Origin of the sequence: Neobacillus soli NBRC 102451 (assembly GCF_001591665.1) — a bacterium.
GTDB lineage: Bacteria > Bacillota > Bacilli > Bacillales > Cytobacillaceae > Neobacillus > Neobacillus soli.
Map to the genome: position 1 here is coordinate 1 of NZ_BCVI01000004.1, position 14,879 is coordinate 14,879.

A 14,879-nucleotide genomic window follows, 5' to 3' on the forward strand; every position below is an offset into this window, starting at 1 on the left:
GTTCTTCTCCCACAATTACTTTCTCTTGGAATAATTACCGGATAATTGGAAAAAATACCCCTACATATGTTTAAGGAGTATGATCATGCCTACGATTATTTCTATTGCTGAGGTTATCCCCCCTTGTGAAGTTAACCAACATCAAGCGTCGGAGTTTGCTAGAGAGTTATTTGCGGAATCTTTTAAAGATATTGAAAGACTATTGCGAGCTTTTCAAAATGGACAAATTGAGAAAAGATATTTCGTGAAAAATATCGATTGGTTTAAAGAGGAACGATCCTTTGAAGAAAAAAATAATGCCTATATCGATTCCGCGGTGATACTTGGGAAAGAGGCAATCGAGAAGTGCTTAACTAATCCAGTTTTCTTAACAGAAGACATTCCTTTTCAAGAAATCGACGCTATTTTTTTTATTTCAACAACAGGTATAGCTACCCCGAGTATTGAAGCGAGAATCATGAATCAATTGCCGTTTCATCCACATACGAAAAGGGTGCCGATTTGGGGGCTTGGCTGTGCGGGAGGTGCGGTTGGACTTTCAAGGGCATACGAATATTGCCTTGCGTTTCCACATGCAAAGGTACTTGTCCTGTCGGTAGAACTGTGTAGTTTAACATTTCAGCGCAATGATCTTTCGAAAAGTAATCTAATCGGAACTTCACTTTTTGCCGATGGTGTGGCCTGTGCATTGGTTTGCGGTACTGCTGCTAACATTTCGAATTTTAGAAGGATGAAAACTTCACCATCCATCATTGCAACACAATCCACCCTTATGCCGAATTCATTAGATGTGATGGGGTGGGAAATAAAAGATAAAGGATTATTTGTCGTGTTTTCCCGCGATATCCCACATATAATCGAAGGCTGGCTAAAGCCGAATGTAAATGAATTTTTGGCAGAAAATCAACTCGATCTTGGAGAAATTGACTATTTTATTGCCCATCCGGGAGGGAAAAAAGTAATAGATGCCTACGTAAAATCTTTAGAAATTGCCGCATCCATGACGGATGTTTCACTTGAGGTTTTGAAACAGTTTGGGAATATGTCTTCAGCAACGATATTTTATGTGCTGAAACGCTTCATGGAGAAGGATCTTCCGCAAAATGCGTTAGGACTTGGTACTGCTCTCGGTCCGGGCTTTAGTTCGGAGTTGCTCCTGCTCAGGTGGGTGTAATGAACGCAATCCTCCCATTTCTTGTATTATATAGTTTTATTGTTCTTCAACGAATGGTTGAACTCAGAATTGCAAAAAGGAATGAAAAGTGGATGAAGCAGCAGGGAGCTGTAGAATTCGGTGTAAAGCACTATCGCTTTATGGTGACGATGCATTTGCTGTTTTTTGCCTCGCTATTTTTCGAAAAAACCCTTTTGAATAAGGGGCTTTCTCCTATTTGGCCATTATTTTTAGGCGTTTTTCTTTTTGCCCAATTATTGAGAATCTGGGCAATCTCTTCTCTTGGTAAGTATTGGAATACCAAAATTATAGTTTTAGCAAATGCGGACGTTATCAGGCAAGGTCCGTACCGGTTTATCAAGCATCCTAATTATTTTGTTGTAGCAATGGAGCTGGTTATTGTCCCATTGTTGTTTAACTTATATTTTACAGCATGTTTGTTTACACTTTTAAATGTAATCATGCTAATGATTCGGATACCTGAGGAAGAAAAAGCCCTCAGGGAACTGACAGAATATGCTGCGACATTTCAGGCCTGTAATCGGTTTCTTCCTAAGATTGTTAAATAAGTGTGACAATTCGAAAGATGATATTGAAAATGATTATCAGCTATGATAAACTAAGGGTATCGATGAAAATCATTCTCAATAAGAATTGAAAAAGGGAAGGTGTTACATATGACTTTTGCTTTTGTGGGCGGAACCGTTATAATTTATGCATTTGTCATGAAGCACGTCTTAAAAAACGTTACACAATAAAAAATCTCCTATTTTATCAGCCAGGGTCTTTTCACCTTGGCTTTTTTGTTGTTTACCGGAGAAATTTGTTTTCATTTATTAGTTTGTCAAGATAGGAAAAGTTTGAATTATCGTATAAAATAAAACTTATTACTATGTTGCTAAGGGGAATAAGTGAAGGTGAAAACAGCCAAACAGAACGAAACCATTCAGACACTTAAACGAAAAATCGTTTCCATATATGAATATTTAATGGAACAAGAAGATTTTGCGCATGTCGAAAAGATTAAACAGCTGGCAATGAAACTTGAAAACAAAGAGTTTATGATTGCGTTTTGTGGTCATTTTTCAGCAGGAAAGTCGACGATGATCAATCAACTAGTCGGTGAGAATTTACTTCCATCAAGCCCAATTCCGACAAGTGCTAACTTGGTAAAGGTAAAGTCCGGTGAAGAATACGCGAAGGTTTTTTTCAAAAATGAAAAGCCGCGTATCTATTTAGCACCCTATGATTATGAGTTAGTAAAAAAATATTGCAAAGACGGCGACCAAATTGAAGAAATTGAGATTAGCCATTGTAATACCGGGTTACCCGCTAATACAGTAATTATGGATACCCCAGGCATAGATTCCGCAGACGATGCCCACCGGATTGCAACTGAATCTGCAATCCATCTGGCTGATGTGATTCTTTATGTAATGGACTATAATCATGTCCAAGCGGAGATAAACTTTTTATTTACAAAAGAATTAACTGATGCTGGAAAAGAAGTTTATTTAGTTATCAACCAAATCGATAAGCACAAGGATGAAGAGCTTAGTTTTGACGACTTTCAAAAGAGTGTTGTTGAGTCGTTTGGAGCATGGGGAGTAAGGCCAGCAAGGATATTTTATACCTCATTGAAGGATGATGACCATCCCTTTAATGATTTTAATGAACTTCAGGGCTTTATTACGGAGAAATTAGCCCATAGAGATCAATTATTAGTCCCATCCATTTTTCATTCTTTAAAAAAGATTGCCCAAGATCATATTACTCATTCAAGTAAGTTAGTAGAGGAAGAGCTTTTACCAATCAAGGAGATATTGAATGAATTATCTGTGGAAGAAAAAGATGAATTATCCGACTCCTTTCAGGAAATGTCCGCAAACCTTGAGACAATAAACTCAGGGCTGGGTAAAACGGAAGATGAGTTTGATAATTCTATTGCCCAATTAATGAAAAACGCGTACCTTATGCCGTTTCAAACAAGAGCTTTGGCTGAAGGTTATTTGGAATCATGCCAGCCGGAATTCAAGGTCGGATTCCTATTTTCCAAGCAAAAAACGATGGAGGAAAGGAATGCCAGACTTGAGAGTTTTCAACGGGACATTCTTGAAAAAACAAAATCGCAGTTGGAGTGGCATGTCCGTGAATTTTTACTGCGCACTTTAAAAAATACTGGACTTAACCAAGTCGAATTGCAAAGCATAGCACAGTCCTATTCGATTGATGTTCCGGCTGATTTATTGAAGAACGCAGTAAAACCTGGAGCGAGATTAACCGGTGAATATGTTTTACATTACACGGAAGATGTTGCCAATGAAATAAAAAGAAGCGCTAGAAATGAACTTGGTGAATTTAAAAGGGTGTTCCTTCAAGCATTAACAGAACAAACCGCCAAGTTAAAAGAGCAGTATGAACAGGAATTGAGCAGAATGAAAAGGTATATAGGCGCCATATCGGCCATTCAGGCATGTGAACAGACTGCTAAACGGAAAGAAACAACGATTTCAAGGTTGTTAACAGAAGATAAAGATTTACTAGAAGATCGTTATCATTTATTTACCCAAGAGGAAGAAGAATATGAAGTGATTAAAACCGAGATGGAGACTGGGGCTACTCAAAGCCCAATCAATTACAAACCGAAGCACAATGAGGCAATTAAGTTTTCTGCTAGTGAATCCAAGGATATTCCAGCTAGTGACCACTTAAATCAAATAGTTAACCATCTCCACCATACATCTAAACTAATTAACAATCTTCCAGGGTTTCAAAAGCTTGCTAAAGACTTAATCGATAAAGCGGAAAGACTGGAAAACAAGGGCTTTACCGTTGCATTATTTGGTGCCTTCAGTGCGGGCAAATCATCATTTGCTAATGCGCTAATGGGTGAAAAGGTTTTACCTGTCTCGCCGAATCCAACCACGGCAGCCATTAATAAAATAAAGCCAATTACAAATAGGTATCAGCATGGAACGGTTTTAGTTAAATTTAAGGAAGAAGCAGCAATGCTTGATGATGTTAATCGCTCCCTACGTGTATTTGATCTCCATGCCGAAGATTTTCAAGAGGCTGTCAAGAAAATTGATCAAATTATGATTCAAAAAGATCAGGAAGGTGTGTTAGAGAAGACGCATTATGCCTTTCTGCTAGCTTTTAAAAAGGGCTATGAAACATTTGTGAAATCGCTCGGAACAATCTTAGAAACCGATTTAACTGAATTTAGTGGATTTGTCGCGAAAGAAGAGAAATCCTGCTATGTTGAATGGATTGAGCTCTATTATGATTGCGAGTTAACAAGAAAAGGAATCACCCTCGTTGATACGCCGGGAGCTGATTCCATCAATGCCCGTCACACAGGCGTCGCTTTTGATTACATTAAAAATTCAGATGCGTGTTTATTTGTCACCTATTATAACCATGCTTTTTCGAAAGCGGATCGTGAATTTCTAATCCAGCTGGGCCGTGTGAAGGAATCCTTTCAAATGGATAAAATGTTCTTCATTATTAATGCCATTGATCTTGCCGAAAATGAGGAAGAAAAGGAAACAGTTGCTGAATATATCATGGATCAGCTTAGCAAATATGGAATTAGGAAACCGCATCTTTATCCTGTTTCAAGCCTGCTGGCTTTAAAGGAACAAAAAACTTTAGTGACAGAATCCAATTCAGGCATACAGAATTTTGAGCATGCTTTTTATCAGTTCATTTCCAATGATTTAACAGAAATGGCGATTAACTCAGCCGAAAAGGAATTAAATCGCGTACAGGAACTAGTTGCTAAGCTCATTCAAAGTTCGCAGGAAGACCAATCAGTAAAAGACAAAAAACGTGCGAATATTGAAAAGCAAACGGAGATGATTAAAGAGATAGTTGCTGCCCAATTTGTTGGGAATTTACAGTCGCGCTTGAACCAGGAAACGGCAGAACTTGTCTATTACATTAAACAAAGGGTATTTTTACGGTTTGGGGATTTCTTTAGAGAGGCATTTAATCCGGCTGCACTCAGGGATGATGGACGAAATTTGAAAAAGGTCTTACATGCTGCACTTGAGGAGTTTCTTGGCAGTCTTGGTTTTGATTTTGCTCAGGAAATGAGAGCAACCACTGTCCGGCTGGAGCGCTTTGCCGAAAAGCTAATATCTGATTACCAGGCCGGTCTGATTCGGAATCTACAGGAAATCAATCAGGACCTATCCTTTTCCGCATTTGAACTGAAGCATAAAGAAGGAATAGAATTTCCCGTTGCCTTTAACGAAGTAGATAGACAACTATTCACAAAGGCCATGTCATATTTTAAGAATCCAAAATCCTTTTTCGAAAATAATGACAAGAAATTCATGAGTGATGAACTTTTCCAAGTATTAAATTTGCCTGCAGACGATTATTTAAAACGTGAAGCGGGCCGTATAAATGATCATTATGCAGATGAGCTGACAAAGGAATTCAAACGTCTATTAGCGCAAATGAGCGAACAAGCGGATGATTTTTATTTAAGTCTATTTTCTGCCTTGGATGGCGGAGTTTCGATTGAAATGTTAACCGAAATTCAACAAAAGCTTGTAAAATTCCAGAAATAATTTATCAAAATTCGGGGGGATTTGCTTGAAGTATATTAAAGACAAGGAATGGCTGTTGAAAAACCTAAACGAAACTAGAGTCAGGATTATCGACTGCCGGTTTTCGCTTGCTGAACCCGAAAAAGGAAAACAGGAGTATTTATCTGGCCATCTTTCTGGTGCAGTTTACTTTGATTTGGAAAAAGACTTATCAAGCCCTATACAAGAGCATGGCGGGCGGCATCCCATGCCAATGATAGAAGAATTTGTTAAAAAGCTTGAGTCCTCAGGTATCGATGAAAACACGGTCGTATGTGCCTACGATAACGGAGACGGAGCATTTGCAGCTCGTTTTTGGTGGCTGCTTCAATATCTTGGGCATGAAAAAGTGTATGTGCTTGATGGCGGATTTAAGGGATGGATTGAAGGGAACCTTCCTGTGACAACGGATATTCCTGCCTTTGAAAAGGCTGAATTCTATGTCAACCTTAAATCTGAAATGATCGCATCCACAGAGGATGTTAAAGAAGTGGTTGGAAAACGCGTCGGTCACACGATTTTAATCGATTCACGTGAAGAAAAACGATATCTTGGGTTGGAAGAACCAATCGATAAGAAGGCCGGCCATATTCCTGGAGCAATCAATAAGCCATGGATGGAGGGCTTTGATGACAGTCAGTATAAACAAACGAAGCAACAAAGGGAAAGGTTTTCCGACATAGATTCTGAAAAACAGATCATTGTATACTGTGGTTCCGGGGTCACGGCTACCCCAAATTACTTGGCCTTAAAGGAAGCCGGTTTTGAAAATGTAAAGCTTTATGTCGGAAGCTTTAGCGACTGGATTTCTTATCTGGAAAATAATATAGAATAATTTTTGGCCCGGCTTATGTTATAATGGAACTCGTCTTGTTATTACAAGGCACCAAATAGGAAGGACTGAAAAACTTGGAAAATCAAAAGCCTTCACTTATGCTTGTTGATGGAATGGCCCTGTTATTCCGTGCTTTTTACGCTACGGCTGTAACAGGACAATTTATGATAAATTCAAACGGGACTCCAACCAATGGAATCCATGGCTTCGTAAAACATTTATTTACGGCGATTTCCTCGTTTAAACCATCACACGTTGCCGTTTGTTGGGATATGGGAAGTAAAACCTTCCGCACAGAATTATTTGCCGATTATAAAGGTAATAGAGGAGCGGCTCCGGTAGAACTAATTCCACAATTTGATTTAGTAAAAGAGGTTGTTGATGCGTTCGATATTCCTAATATCGGATTAGCCGGCTATGAAGCGGATGACTGTATTGGAACGATTGCCAATCAATCAAAGGACTTTGCCCACGTTTCAATCCTAACGGGTGACCAGGATATGCTCCAGCTCCTTGATGAAAGGATCTCGGTTATCTTGCTGAAAAAAGGTTATGGAAATTACCTTCTCCACACACCTCATACCTTTTTTGAGGATAAAGGAATTACCCCAAGGCAGATGATCGATTTAAAGGCACTTATGGGGGACCCAAGTGATAATTATCCTGGCGTGAAGGGAATCGGGGAAAAGACGGCGCTTAAGCTATTACAGGAATTTGAACATGTCGAGGGCATTATCGCTAACCTTGAGCGATTGTCAAAATCCAATAAAACCAAAATAGAGCAGGATTTAGAAATGCTCCATTTGTCGAGAATGCTAGCAGAAATAAAATGCGATGTACCAGTCAGCTGTGCATTAGAGGACGCCGGACTCCGCATTAAAAAAGATAAAGCATTAAATAAATTAATGGAATTAGAACTTCGCGGTTTTGCTAAGCTTTTGCCGATAGAACAGGCATTTGTATCCTGATTAAAAAAGGTTGTCTCAATCTAATCTGAGGCAACCTTTTTGGTGTAGGGGCAGTTTTTATGAATTAAGGTTTCTATTTTGTATTCTTTTTCTTCGCGGCATTTTCCAATTTGCTTTTTGGTTCTTCAGAAAATTCCGCATCCTGTCCATATCCTTGCGGGTTTACCCCCGGAGCTTTAACTCCACGATTTGCCTGACCGTTTTTGCTCATCCCGTCACCTCCTGTGCTGATAGTATTTCCATTACGAATAATAAAACATCTACAAAAAAGAATAGAAAATTATTGAAATTTAAGTTAAGATTTTTAAAGGGATTTCAAAGATTGTTGGGAGAGGGTTGGTAAGGTCAGTGCGAACAGTGGAGGAATATCTGCATTACCTGGAAGGAAAGGGATTTCATCTTCATGAAGATGCAATTGGCTTTATTTTCTTCGGAAAACACTATACAAATGCTTCCGATGAATTGATTAATACAGCAATAGAGCTGACATTAAAAGCACAAAGAGGTTTTGATGGCAGCTTTTATGTATCATTGTTAGAAACGTTAATTTCAAACAAGATAATAACAAGAAAAGATGCCCTAAAATTCGTCCGGGAAAAGGAACTGCTTGCGATATAACCCACAAAAAAACTCCCTTTTGGGAGTTTTCTTTATAAAGCATTATCCTTAAGGGTCTTGTTTTTGCTGAACAGAGGGATTTTGTTGACCGGGAGTTCGGCAAAAATCATTCCCGCAAAAATAAGGAAGCAGCCAATTAATGCACTGTAGGAAAGACGTTCATTTGCCCAAAAATAACCTGTGATTGCAGCGACAACGGGCTCCATTGTAAAAATTAACGCCACTCGTGTGGCTGATGTGTATTTTTGGAAATTTGTTTGAATCAAAAATGCCATTGCTGTGGCAAAAATACTTGTAATCACAAGGGCAATAAGGACATCCTGTGAAAGTAAAATATCTGGATTAAACGACTTTTTCCAATCCTCAAAAAGAAACGAAGAGAGGATGGATAGAATCGCGACGGTAGTAATTTGAATAACGGTTAACAGCAATGTCGGGTATTTGCTGCTGAACTTACCTGTAAAAATAATTTGCAAGGCAAAACTAATCGCACAAATAAAAACAAATCCGTCACCTTGATTTAAAGATATCACATCGGTCATCGTCAGCAGGAATAAGCCAATCGTTGCAGTTAACACACCGAATAACGCATTTCTGCTTGGAAACAGTTTTAATAAAATCATTGAAAACAATGGAACAAGAACCACGTTTAAACCAGTAATAAATCCGGCCTTTGAACTAGTCGTTGTTAGTAAGCCGATCGTTTGGGTTGCATAACCAAGAAATAGCCAAAATCCCAGGAAACTCCCTGATAAAATGATTTTTACATCCAATTGTTTAAGTTGTTTCTTTTCGAATAGGATAAGACAAAGAATCAATAAAATAGCAGCCGAGAGAAAGCGGATGCCATTAAAGGAAAACGGTTCAAGGAAATCAATGGCATTCTGAACTAACACAAAGGTTGTTCCCCAAATTATGGTCACAAAAAGCAAGCTTAAATCGGCAAATAATGGTTTTTTCATGATGGATTAATGCTCCTCGTGTTTATTTTTTCGAATACCTTTTCTTGCTAGTTCATCGGCAACTTTATTTTCGGCACTTGAAATCCATTTCATAAAAAACAATGGGAATTTTCGCGACAAGTGTAAGGCCTGTTCTAGTAAGGGGGCGAAAAGTTTGTTTTTAGCGAATTCCTTTTCAACCGCCTTGTTGACTAATTCGGAATCGGTACGAAATGACAGCAACGATTCCGTTAACCCCATTTCTAAACATATCTCCAATGCTTTTATAAATGCATGATATTCCGCTTCATGATTTGACATGCTTCCCAGCGGGATCGAATACTTTTCAGTAATGCCGTTTCCTTTTATAAATATACCCGCGCCGCTTGGTCCTGGATTGCCAGCGCTGGCACCATCAATATAGACCTCAATCAATGCTATTTCCTCCGTTTTTGTATTACTGAAAGTTTATCATATTTCTCCTAGGGCAGAAAATATTTATTCTTATAGCCCCGATGGTTATCTGGGTATGATAACACTATATGACTGAATAAGGTAAAATTAAGTTTACCTTAAAACCAGTTAAGAATAAGTTATTCAGGAAACAACCATTTTTTTCTAGAAGGGCTGAAAATACAATGAAATATAGACTTGAGTGGATGTATAAATTAAAAAGCAGCGAAAAGGTTCAGTTTTCCTCTGAATGGGTACAAGACGAAACAGCCATACAGATAGGGGAAGAGCTTGAAATGACTGGAAAAGTAACAGATCTGTTTTTTTATGATGAAAAAGGCACATCATGGATTTTGAAGGAAATGAAAAAGCTGTTAACTGAAATTGAGGAAGACCCCCATGACATAACCGTCTATTTTGATGGAGGATTTCAAAAGGAAACAAACCAGGCAGGTCTTGGTGCTGTGATTTTTTTCAAGCAAGGGAAAAAGAAATACCGGATTCGTGCCAATGAGCGGTTTGATGAAATGGAAACGAATAACGAAGCCGAATATGCAGCCTTTTATTATGCATTAACTATTTTAGAGGATTTAGGGGTTCATCATTTATCGTGTGAATTTAAGGGAGATTCACAGGTTGTATTAAAGCAGTTGGAGGGAGAGTGGCCTTGCTATGAAGAGACACTTAATAAATGGCTTGACAGAATTGAGGAGAAGATTACTGCGCTGGGCCTAAAACCAAAATATACGGCGATTGCCAGAAAAGATAACAAGGAAGCAGATAAATTGGCCACCCAAGCATTAGAGGGAAAAGAAATATTTGCAAAAACATTGATTCTTTAAGAAACGGGTGTGAGACTCTGTTGAAGGACTTAAGCAGAAGAAAATTATTTAGCCAAGTGGAGTCCTTAATGGTTCAATACTGTGAGGGCTGCTTTTTACATCAGCATTTGAAAAAGGAAGGCGGCCGTAGATTGGCCCATCGTTTTTGCATTTCACAATGCACGATTGGAGAACAGCTACAAGAGTATGGGAAAAAGCTGACCTAAAAACTGAATTTTCCATTCAGAATTCTGATGCTGAATGGAATTTTTTTGTTTTTTTTATTTCTTTACTGATTAAGGACAAAGTGGGAAAATGGACTGTGGAAAGCTATTTAAAAGGGAGCAATTGTTATGAAGTTAATTATTGCCGAAAAACCTGACCAGGGATCAACGCTAGCCTCGATTTTTAAACATAAAAAACAAAAGGGTTTTATCGAAATATTTCCAAACGATGTTTTTCCCAAGGGCGCCTATGTGACTTGGGCAATTGGTCATGTCTGTCAATTAGTCTCACCTGAAAAATATCAGCAAGGGTGGAAAAAATGGTCATTAGATAATTTACCGATTATTCCAGAACACTTCGAATATGAAGTAACAAAAGATAAAGCAAGTCAATTTGCGGTTATTAAAAAACTAGTCACTAATCCAGCGGTGAGCGAAATTATTCATGCGGGTGATGCCGGTCGTGAAGGTGAACTTATCATCCGCAATATCCTTCGGTTAACAAAAAGCCGTAAACCGATGAAAAGGTTATGGATTTCCTCGTTAACAGCGAATGCCATCAGGGATGGATTTCAAAAGCTTTTAGATGAAGGGGAGACGCGAAGCTTGTATTTTGAGGCCTATACACGGGCATGTGCTGATTGGGTGGTTGGCATGAATGCTTCTCGGCTTTATAGTTTACTACTTCAAAAGCAGGGTTTTTCCGATGTTTTTTCAGTCGGCAGGGTACAAACTCCGACTTTAGCCCTTATTGTTAAAAGAGAACTGGAAATAGAGAATTTTAAGGCTGAGCCATTTTGGGAGGTACTAGCTCATTTCTTAATCAACGGCAAAAAATATACGGGGAAATGGCAGAATGATGGAGAAACGCGTGTAAAAACAAAAGAATTAGCAGAAAAAGTTGCTGCGTTTTGTCGAGAAAAGCCCGCAGAGGTCAGCGAGGTCCTTGCTGAACGAAAGGAATTTTTTCCACCACTTTTGTATAATCTATCTGCCCTTCAAGCAGAAGCGAATAAACGCTTTAAATTCTCACCGAAAAAAACACTTGATGTCATGCAAAAGCTCTATCAAAAAGGGTATGTCTCCTATCCACGCTCAGATTCTCGATACGTAACAAAAGAAGAAGCCAATACCTTCCCAGAAATTCTAAATAAATTTAGTCATATTAAAGCCTATGAAAGCTTTTTTCCATTACCATTTGCGACGCTTTCAGAAAACAAACGGTATGTGAATGAAAAGAAGGTTACTGACCACTACGCGATTATTCCGACTGAACAAATCCCAAATGTTGAGAGGCTTGATCCTGACGAGCGGAGGATTTACGATTTAGTTGCTACGAGTTTAATCGCTGCTCATTACAATAAGGCAATCGCTGAATATACAACTGTAACAACGTTGGTAGACAGCCGGGCAGCATTTATCTCAAAGGGAAAAGTAGAAATTGAACAGGGCTGGAGAAAAGTGCTGAATCCAAAGGAACGTGAGGATGAGCCTGCACTGCCATTGCTTTTAAAAGGGGAGCAAGGGAAGACGGAAAAGGTGGAAGTTAAAGAAAGCCAGACACAGCCGCCTAAACGCTATACAGAAGGTCAGTTGATTACGTTAATGAAAACGGCTGGCAAGCATATAGATGATAAAGAGCTTGAGAAAATTTTGTCAAAGACTGAAGGTCTTGGTACTGAAGCCACTAGGGCTGGGATTATCACCATGCTAAAGGATCGCTTATACATTGAGGTAAGCAAGAATTTAGTGTATGCGACAGCAAAAGCGAAAATCTTGATTGAAGCGATTGGTAAAGAAATCTTGGCCTCACCAGAAATGACGGCAAAGTGGGAGCAAAAACTGAAGGAAATATCAGAGGGATCAGCAGTGCCGAAACAGTTTATGGAGCAGACAAAAAAGATGGTCATCCATTTAATCTCGTCAAGCATTGGTCAAGCTGCTAATTGGTCTTTTTCGGAGAACGTCCGCGAAAGCTTTACTCCTGGAAAGCAACGGAAAACGAAACAATCATATTCAAAATTGGGACCTTGTAAGAAATGTGATGGTTCCGTAGTCGACAAGGGCAGCTTTTACGGTTGTTCAAATTACCAAAAGAATCATTGTGATTTCACGGTATCAAAGAAAATTTTAGGCAAAAATATTACCCAAAAAAACGTAAAGCTCCTCCTTTCGGAAGGGAAAACGGAGCTGATTGAAGGATTTTCGAACAAAGAGAAAACCTTTAATGCCCGGCTTTTTCTTGAGGAAAAAGAAAAAAAAGTAAGATTCCTGTTTGAAGAAGCTGCATCCAAATAATTCAACTTACATTTATGAAAGTGATAAAGTGCCTTGTAACTCCTATTTTTCTATAGTAAACTTTTAGTGATTATTGATTTGGAGGGTACGGGATGCCAACACCTAGTATGGAAGATTATATCGAACAAATATATATTTTGATTGAAGAAAAAGGATACGCTCGGGTCTCAGATATTGCCGAAGCGCTGTCTGTACATCCCTCCTCAGTAACGAAAATGGTTCAAAAACTAGATAAAGATGAATATTTAGTTTATGAAAAATATAGAGGGCTTGTGCTAACATCCAATGGTAAAAAGATTGGAAAGCGGTTAGTATTTAGGCATGATTTGCTTGAACAATTTTTAAAAATTATTGGTGTAAAGGATGAAAATATTTATAATGATGTTGAGGGGATTGAACATCATTTAAGCTGGGATTCGATTGATCGAATTGGTGATCTCGTTCAGTTTTTTGAGGAAGACCAAAGCCGGGTTGACGCTTTAAAAGAGATACAAAAACAAAATGAACCGGAATAGGAAGAAAAGCTAAATTTAAACAAAAAAAAGGAAGCACCTGGCGAAATATAATGCCGGGTGCTTTTAAAATAAATTTGGGTAATGATCAAATGACTGATTTGTCTCTGGCATTAAAGATATTTTTCCGTGTACATCCGGAATGGCGTGGATGCCTTGGATTAAACCATCTTCCGCTTCATTCAATGCCTTACGGTAAGAAATGATGCGCCCCTCGGAAGTCACAAAGCTGATAATTTCCCCAAAATAATTACGATGAAGTGCAACGATTGATTCCACTTTTAATTCCCCCTTTTTGTTTATTCTTTCTATATTGTACGAAAAATAAACAAAAAGGGATTATAGAATCTGATGCTTTTTCTTATTCCCAAGAAAACGGGGTTTCTTGATATACATAATAATTTAGCCAATTTGAAAAGAATAAATGGCCATGGGAACGCCAACGATTTATCGGCGGCTGTGTTGGGTCATTGTTTGGAAAGTAGTTCTCCGGAATATGAATCTCCAGCCCCTTAGTTAAATCCCTTGAATACTCCTGTGCAAGTGAATCAGATTCATATTCTAAATGGCCGGTAATCATCACGTGTTTTCTATCCCGCGAAGCAATTAATAAAGCTCCAGCTTCCACGGATGCTGCCAATAATTTTAATTCCGGCTTTTTCTTAATGGCTTCAATCGAAACATCTGTGTAGCGAGAATGGGGAGCATAAAATTGATCATCAAACCCTCGTAACAAAATATCATTTTGTTCGAAAATCCTGTGAGCATAAATCCCAGAACATTTCCGCTGTAACTCAAATTTACCAATACCGTAATGATAGTTAAGTGCTGCCTGTGCTCCCCAGCAAATATGTAATGTTGAGGTTACATTTTTATTTGCCCATTCCATAATCTCTGTTAATTCCGCCCAATATTTCACCTGATTGAACTCCAATAGCTCAACAGGGGCACCGGTAATAATCATCCCGTCAAATTTCTGATGCTTAATTTGCGGGAAAGTGGTATAAAACTGTTCCAGATGTTGTTTACTTGTATGTGTGGATTCATAAGAGTTGGTTTTTAAGAAACTGACATTAACCTGCAATGGTGTGTTTCCTAATACTCTTAAAAGCTGCGTTTCCGCTTTTTCCTTTTCAGGCATTAAATTCAAGATAAGTATTTTCAGAGGCCTGATGTCCTGGCAGATTGCCCGGTCATTATCCATAATAAAAATATTTTCTTGCTCAAGAACTTCTCGTGCAGGGAGAAGTTTTGGTATGTTAATTGGCAAGTGACCATCCCCTTTTTTATTAATTGTTATTTACATTATAAGCATTATTATAATTTCAGAAAAGATAATAATTTGTTCATAATTACTTATCGGAATGAAAGCGCTAATTTGATACAATGTATAAGTAGGTTAATTCTAAATGCGGAATGCGGGGGATTAAGTTGGTA

The 14,879-nt window shown here is 38.4% G+C and carries 15 protein-coding genes; 10 read left to right on the forward strand and 5 right to left on the reverse strand.

The window, feature by feature from the left end; translation table 11 throughout:
- The first annotated feature begins 85 nt into the window (after positions 1-85).
- The 5 genes from BSO02S_RS01220 (at position 86) to BSO02S_RS01240 (ending at position 7,575) form a co-directional block, all read left to right on the forward strand.
- Entirely contained in the window at positions 86-1,174 is a 1,089-nt protein-coding gene (locus BSO02S_RS01220; RefSeq protein ID WP_066061177.1) for a type III polyketide synthase, read from the forward strand.
- Positions 1,174-1,743, forward strand: coding sequence for an isoprenylcysteine carboxyl methyltransferase family protein (locus BSO02S_RS01225; protein WP_066061180.1), 570 nt, complete (start codon positions 1,174-1,176; stop codon positions 1,741-1,743). The genes BSO02S_RS01220 and BSO02S_RS01225 overlap by 1 nt, the downstream gene beginning before the upstream one ends.
- Positions 1,744-2,091: 348 nt before the next feature.
- Positions 2,092-5,754, forward strand: a complete 3,663-nt coding sequence (locus tag BSO02S_RS01230; protein WP_066061183.1) for a dynamin family protein — start codon at positions 2,092-2,094, stop codon at positions 5,752-5,754.
- Between the two features lie 25 nt (positions 5,755-5,779).
- Positions 5,780-6,607, forward strand: coding sequence for a sulfurtransferase (locus BSO02S_RS01235; RefSeq protein ID WP_066061186.1), 828 nt, complete (start codon positions 5,780-5,782; stop codon positions 6,605-6,607).
- Positions 6,608-6,681: 74 nt separating this feature from the next.
- Positions 6,682-7,575, forward strand: a complete 894-nt coding sequence (locus BSO02S_RS01240) for a 5'-3' exonuclease (protein ID WP_096190855.1) — start codon at positions 6,682-6,684, stop codon at positions 7,573-7,575.
- A gap of 73 nt (positions 7,576-7,648) precedes the next feature.
- Here BSO02S_RS01240 and sspL read toward each other — a convergent pair whose 3' ends face one another.
- Positions 7,649-7,786, reverse strand: coding sequence for a small, acid-soluble spore protein L (gene sspL, locus BSO02S_RS01245; protein WP_066061190.1), 138 nt, complete (start codon positions 7,784-7,786; stop codon positions 7,649-7,651).
- Positions 7,787-7,923: 137 nt separating this feature from the next.
- Here sspL and BSO02S_RS01250 point away from each other — a divergent pair, with 137 nt between their 5' ends.
- Positions 7,924-8,193: a DUF6123 family protein gene (locus tag BSO02S_RS01250; protein WP_066061193.1), complete on the forward strand. Its 270-nt coding sequence runs from the start codon at positions 7,924-7,926 to the stop codon at positions 8,191-8,193.
- 32 nt (positions 8,194-8,225) lie between these two features.
- On the opposite strand, the gene BSO02S_RS01255 is transcribed toward BSO02S_RS01250, so the two are convergent.
- Both BSO02S_RS01255 and BSO02S_RS01260 read right to left on the reverse strand, forming a co-directional pair.
- The gene (locus BSO02S_RS01255) at positions 8,226-9,155 is read right to left on the reverse strand and encodes a DMT family transporter (protein ID WP_066061196.1); all 930 of its coding nucleotides are present in this window, start codon (positions 9,153-9,155) and stop codon (positions 8,226-8,228) included.
- 6 nt (positions 9,156-9,161) lie between these two features.
- Positions 9,162-9,569 (reverse strand): reverse transcriptase-like protein, encoded by a 408-nt coding sequence (locus BSO02S_RS01260; protein WP_066061199.1) that lies wholly within the window; start codon positions 9,567-9,569, stop codon positions 9,162-9,164.
- 203 nt (positions 9,570-9,772) lie between these two features.
- Between BSO02S_RS01260 and BSO02S_RS01265 the strand changes: the two genes are divergently transcribed.
- The 4 genes from BSO02S_RS01265 (at position 9,773) to mntR (ending at position 13,445) form a co-directional block, all read left to right on the forward strand.
- A complete protein-coding gene (locus BSO02S_RS01265) occupies positions 9,773-10,429 on the forward strand; it encodes a reverse transcriptase-like protein (RefSeq protein WP_066061203.1) in 657 nt (218 codons plus the stop codon).
- 20 nt (positions 10,430-10,449) lie between these two features.
- Positions 10,450-10,635 (forward strand): zinc-finger domain-containing protein, encoded by a 186-nt coding sequence (locus tag BSO02S_RS26025; protein WP_084374843.1) that lies wholly within the window; start codon positions 10,450-10,452, stop codon positions 10,633-10,635.
- Positions 10,636-10,761: 126 nt separating this feature from the next.
- Positions 10,762-12,930, forward strand: a complete 2,169-nt coding sequence (locus tag BSO02S_RS01275; protein WP_066061208.1) for a DNA topoisomerase III — start codon at positions 10,762-10,764, stop codon at positions 12,928-12,930.
- Positions 12,931-13,022: 92 nt separating this feature from the next.
- A complete protein-coding gene (gene mntR / locus BSO02S_RS01280; protein ID WP_066061211.1) occupies positions 13,023-13,445 on the forward strand; it encodes a transcriptional regulator MntR in 423 nt (140 codons plus the stop codon).
- Between the two features lie 63 nt (positions 13,446-13,508).
- Here mntR and BSO02S_RS01285 read toward each other — a convergent pair whose 3' ends face one another.
- A complete protein-coding gene (locus tag BSO02S_RS01285) occupies positions 13,509-13,721 on the reverse strand; it encodes a hypothetical protein (protein WP_066061213.1) in 213 nt (70 codons plus the stop codon).
- Positions 13,722-13,803: 82 nt separating this feature from the next.
- Positions 13,804-14,712 carry a homoserine O-acetyltransferase MetA gene (gene metA / locus BSO02S_RS01290; protein ID WP_066061217.1) on the reverse strand — a complete coding sequence of 303 codons (909 nt, stop codon included), beginning with the start codon at positions 14,710-14,712 and terminating at the stop codon, positions 13,804-13,806.
- Positions 14,713-14,879 lie beyond the last annotated feature (167 nt).

Coding starts and splice junctions, on each gene's coding strand:
- BSO02S_RS01220 (WP_066061177.1), top strand. CDS start 86: ATGCCTACGATTATTTCTATTGCTGAGGTTATCCCCCCTTGTGAAGTT.
- BSO02S_RS01225 (WP_066061180.1), top strand. CDS start 1,174: ATGAACGCAATCCTCCCATTTCTTGTATTATATAGTTTTATTGTTCTT.
- sspL (WP_066061190.1), bottom strand. CDS start 7,786: ATGAGCAAAAACGGTCAGGCAAATCGTGGAGTTAAAGCTCCGGGGGTA.
- BSO02S_RS01255 (WP_066061196.1), bottom strand. CDS start 9,155: ATGAAAAAACCATTATTTGCCGATTTAAGCTTGCTTTTTGTGACCATA.
- BSO02S_RS01265 (WP_066061203.1), top strand. CDS start 9,773: ATGAAATATAGACTTGAGTGGATGTATAAATTAAAAAGCAGCGAAAAG.
- BSO02S_RS01275 (WP_066061208.1), top strand. CDS start 10,762: ATGAAGTTAATTATTGCCGAAAAACCTGACCAGGGATCAACGCTAGCC.
- mntR (WP_066061211.1), top strand. CDS start 13,023: ATGCCAACACCTAGTATGGAAGATTATATCGAACAAATATATATTTTG.